The 4,499-nt window shown below is 37.0% G+C and carries 5 protein-coding genes and 1 pseudogene; 3 read left to right on the top strand and 3 right to left on the bottom strand.

Translation table 11 applies throughout. The annotated features are described in order from the left end of the window. Positions 1-13 precede the first annotated feature (13 nt). From lipA (BXU11_RS16535) to BXU11_RS16525, 3 genes and pseudogenes are all read left to right on the top strand, one after another. Positions 14-882, top strand: a pseudogene (lipA, locus tag BXU11_RS16535) (lipoyl synthase). A gap of 47 nt (positions 883-929) precedes the next feature. Next, positions 930-1,922, top strand: a complete 993-nt coding sequence (gene gap / locus BXU11_RS16530) for a type I glyceraldehyde-3-phosphate dehydrogenase (protein WP_078212462.1) — start codon at positions 930-932, stop codon at positions 1,920-1,922. A gap of 21 nt (positions 1,923-1,943) precedes the next feature. After that, the gene (locus BXU11_RS16525) at positions 1,944-2,258 is read left to right on the top strand and encodes a hypothetical protein (protein ID WP_189318554.1); all 315 of its coding nucleotides are present in this window, start codon (positions 1,944-1,946) and stop codon (positions 2,256-2,258) included. Here BXU11_RS16525 and BXU11_RS16520 read toward each other — a convergent pair. The 3 genes from BXU11_RS16520 to lipA (BXU11_RS16510) are packed head-to-tail and all read right to left on the bottom strand — an operon-like array spanning position 2,247 to position 4,480. Further along, a complete protein-coding gene (locus tag BXU11_RS16520) occupies positions 2,247-2,549 on the bottom strand; it encodes a hypothetical protein (RefSeq protein WP_189318553.1) in 303 nt (100 codons plus the stop codon). The two genes, BXU11_RS16525 and BXU11_RS16520, sit on opposite strands and share 12 nt — an antisense overlap. Positions 2,550-2,570: 21 nt before the next feature. Beyond that, a complete protein-coding gene (gene gap, locus BXU11_RS16515) occupies positions 2,571-3,563 on the bottom strand; it encodes a type I glyceraldehyde-3-phosphate dehydrogenase (protein WP_078212462.1) in 993 nt (330 codons plus the stop codon). Positions 3,564-3,610: 47 nt separating this feature from the next. Then, the gene (gene lipA / locus BXU11_RS16510; protein WP_024981296.1) at positions 3,611-4,480 is read right to left on the bottom strand and encodes a lipoyl synthase; all 870 of its coding nucleotides are present in this window, start codon (positions 4,478-4,480) and stop codon (positions 3,611-3,613) included. Positions 4,481-4,499 lie beyond the last annotated feature (19 nt).

Here is a 4,499-nt window from a genome sequence, read left to right as displayed (position 1 = left end):
GAAAATTGAACATATGGAAACTGCTACAGAAAATACATTACCCGTAGGAAAACCAAAATGGTTAAAAGTTAAATTACCTATTGGTCAAAAATATACTGAATTAAGAGGATTAGTTGACAAATATAGCTTAAATACGATTTGCACCTCAGGAAGCTGCCCCAACATGGGAGAATGCTGGGGAGAAGGCACCGCTACCTTTATGATTTTAGGAAATATCTGTACCCGCTCTTGTGGTTTTTGTGGTGTAAAAACAGGTCGTCCAGAAACCATCGATTGGGATGAACCAGAAAAAGTAGCTCGATCAATAAAAATCATGAAAATCAAACACGCGGTCATTACCAGTGTAGATAGAGATGATGTGAAAGATGGAGGCTCGATCATTTGGAACGAAACGGTTAAAGCCATTCGAAGAATGAATCCAACCACGACACTTGAAACACTTATTCCAGATTTTCAAGGAATAGAACGCAACATTGATCGTATTGTTGAGGCAAATCCAGAAGTAGTATCGCACAACATAGAAACCGTTCGTCGCTTAACGCGTGAAGTACGTATTCAAGCCAAATATGACCGTAGTCTTGAAGTGTTGCGCTATTTAAAAGAAAAAGCATCAACAGAACCAAATCTGGCATTATGCTGGGACTTGGAGAACAAGAGGAAGAAGTTTTTCAATCCCTAAGAGACTTGCAACAAGCCAATGTGGACATCGTTACTATAGGGCAATATTTACAACCTAGCAAAAAACACCTTCCGGTAAAAGAGTTTATCACACCAGAACAATTTGCCAAATACGAAGCCTACGCTTTATCACTAGGCTTTAGACATGTTGAAAGTGGCCCACTAGTACGTTCATCATACAAGGCTCAAAAACATATTTTGTAGACCCTATATAACAAATCTCATTAACCAAAAAAAACAAAACCAACTCATTGAAAACAAGAATTGCTATAAATGGTTTTGGTCGAATTGGCCGTAACTTATTTCGCCTTTTATTGGATCACCCTAGCATTGAAGTTATTGCCATCAACGATATTGCCGATATTGCTACGATGGCGCATTTAATTAAATACGATAGCATTCATGGGGTTTTGAACAAAAAGGTGAACTATGACGCCACGGGTCTACTAATTGACGAGACTCATTACTTGTTTTTTAACGAAAAAAAAGTAAGTGATCTAGATTGGAAAAAGCACAATATCGATTACGTCATCGAATCAACTGGAAAACACAAGACTTTTGAAGAGATCAATGCCCATATTGTAGCGGGAGCTAAAAAAGTGATTCTATCTGCTCCCGCCGAAGTAGAAAACATCAAAACAGTCGTGCTAGGAGTAAACGAAGCAATCTTAGACGGTTCGGAAACTATAATTTCTAACGCAAGTTGCACCACCAACAATGCTGCTCCAATGATTAAAATTATCGATGAATTGTGCGGCATAGAACAAGCGTACATAACAACGATACATTCATACACTACCGATCAAAGCTTACACGACCAGCCTCACAAGGATTTACGAAGAGCACGTGGAGCCAGTCAATCTATCGTTCCTACGACTACAGGAGCAGCAAAAGCATTGACCAAAATATTCCCTAAACTAGAAGGTAAAATTGGAGGTTGTGGAATCCGAGTTCCAGTGCCCGATGGTTCGTTAACCGATATTACTTTTAATGTAAAACGAGCCGTAAGTATCCAAGAAATAAATGAAGCATTTAAAAAAGCTTCTCAAAACGAACTCAAAAACATCCTCGATTATACAGAAGACCCAATCGTATCTGTTGACATCATTGGCAATACCCATTCGTGTTTATTTGACGGTCAGCTTACTTCTGTTATCGACAAAATGGTAAAAGTAGTGGGCTGGTATGATAACGAAATTGGATATTCATCACGAATTATAGATTTAATACTCCACACAAGATAGACTGTACCAATGATACAAAAATTGAAATACTTACTTCTTTTATTTTTTGCCAATAGCTTTTTATTGTTTTCAGCTACGCAATCGATAGATAGTATAAGTATTTATCAAGAGTGGTCAAATTACAATACTAAAATCAACAATTACTCAAAATCAGTACACTTTGCAAAAAAAGCTTTAAAATATAGTCAGTTAAGCAAAAATATTGAAGCACAAATTGAACAAAACTTTCTAGTTGGCAAACTGTATTTTGATTTAAAAAATTTTACAGAAGCGAGTGCTTACTTCGAACAAAGCCTACAGCTATCACTTGGAAAAGCATCAGATTTAGAAAAATAAAGACGTATTATTTTCTTGGCTTTGTTCGAAGTAAGCACTCGCTTCTGTAAAATTTTTTAAATCAAAATACAGTTTGCCAACTAGAAAGTTTTGTTCAATTTGTGCTTCAATATTTTTGCTTAACTGACTATATTTTAAAGCTTTTTTTGCAAAGTGTACTGATTTTGAGTAATTGTTGATTTTAGTATTGTAATTTGACCACTCTTGATAAATACTTATACTATCTATCGATTGCGTAGCTGAAAACAATAAAAAGCTATTGGCAAAAAATAAAAGAAGTAAGTATTTCAATTTTTGTATCATTGGTACAGTCTATCTTGTGTGGAGTATTAAATCTATAATTCGTGATGAATATCCAATTTCGTTATCATACCAGCCCACTACTTTTACCATTTTGTCGATAACAGAAGTAAGCTGACCGTCAAATAAACACGAATGGGTATTGCCAATGATGTCAACAGATACGATTGGGTCTTCTGTATAATCGAGGATGTTTTTGAGTTCGTTTTGAGAAGCTTTTTTAAATGCTTCATTTATTTCTTGGATACTTACGGCTCGTTTTACATTAAAAGTAATATCGGTTAACGAACCATCGGGCACTGGAACTCGGATTCCACAACCTCCAATTTTACCTTCTAGTTTAGGGAATATTTTGGTCAATGCTTTTGCTGCTCCTGTAGTCGTAGGAACGATAGATTGACTGGCTCCACGTGCTCTTCGTAAATCCTTGTGAGGCTGGTCGTGTAAGCTTTGATCGGTAGTGTATGAATGTATCGTTGTTATGTACGCTTGTTCTATGCCGCACAATTCATCGATAATTTTAATCATTGGAGCAGCATTGTTGGTGGTGCAACTTGCGTTAGAAATTATAGTTTCCGAACCGTCTAAGATTGCTTCGTTTACTCCTAGCACGACTGTTTTGATGTTTTCTACTTCGGCGGGAGCAGATAGAATCACTTTTTTAGCTCCCGCTACAATATGGGCATTGATCTCTTCAAAAGTCTTGTGTTTTCCAGTTGATTCGATGACGTAATCGATATTGTGCTTTTTCCAATCTAGATCACTTACTTTTTTTTCGTTAAAAAACAAGTAATGAGTCTCGTCAATTAGTAGACCCGTGGCGTCATAGTTCACCTTTTTGTTCAAAACCCCATGAATGCTATCGTATTTAATTAAATGCGCCATCGTAGCAATATCGGCAATATCGTTGATGGCAATAACTTCAATGCTAGGGTGATCCAATAAAAGGCGAAATAAGTTACGGCCAATTCGACCAAAACCATTTATAGCAATTCTTGTTTTCAATGAGTTGGTTTTGTTTTTTTTGGTTAATGAGATTTGTTATATAGGGTCTACAAAATATGTTTTTGAGCCTTGTATGATGAACGTACTAGTGGGCCACTTTCAACATGTCTAAAGCCTAGTGATAAAGCGTAGGCTTCGTATTTGGCAAATTGTTCTGGTGTGATAAACTCTTTTACCGGAAGGTGTTTTTTGCTAGGTTGTAAATATTGCCCTATAGTAACGATGTCCACATTGGCTTGTTGCAAGTCTCTTAGGGATTGAAAAACTTCTTCCTCTTGTTCTCCAAGTCCCAGCATAATGCCAGATTTGGTTCTGTTGATGCCTTTTTCTTTTAAATAGCGCAACACTTCAAGACTACGGTCATATTTGGCTTGAATACGTACTTCACGCGTTAAGCGACGAACGGTTTCTATGTTGTGCGATACTACTTCTGGATTTGCCTCAACAATACGATCAATGTTGCGTTCTATTCCTTGAAAATCTGGAATAAGTGTTTCAAGTGTCGTGGTTGGATTCATTCTTCGAATGGCTTTAACCGTTTCGTTCCAAATGATCGAGCCTCCATCTTTCACATCATCTCTATCTACACTGGTAATGACCGCGTGTTTGATTTTCATGATTTTTATTGATCGAGCTACTTTTTCTGGTTCATCCCAATCGATGGTTTCTGGACGACCTGTTTTTACACCACAAAAACCACAAGAGCGGGTACAGATATTTCCTAAAATCATAAAGGTAGCGGTGCCTTCTCCCCAGCATTCTCCCATGTTGGGGCAGCTTCCTGAGGTGCAAATCGTATTTAAGCTATATTTGTCAACTAATCCTCTTAATTCAGTATATTTTTGACCAATAGGTAATTTAACTTTTAACCATTTTGGTTTTCCTACGGGTAATGTATTTTCTGTAGCAGTTTCCATATGTTCAATTTTCAGAAGC

Origin of the sequence: Flavobacterium sp. LM5, assembly GCF_002017945.1 — a bacterium.
GTDB classification, from domain to species: Bacteria; Bacteroidota; Bacteroidia; order Flavobacteriales; family Flavobacteriaceae; genus Flavobacterium; species Flavobacterium succinicans.
Note: the sequence above shows the minus strand (reverse complement) of the source record. Positions and strands in the feature narration are given on the sequence as shown.

Coding starts and splice junctions, on each gene's coding strand:
- lipA (WP_024981296.1), bottom strand. CDS start 4,480: ATGGAAACTGCTACAGAAAATACATTACCCGTAGGAAAACCAAAATGG.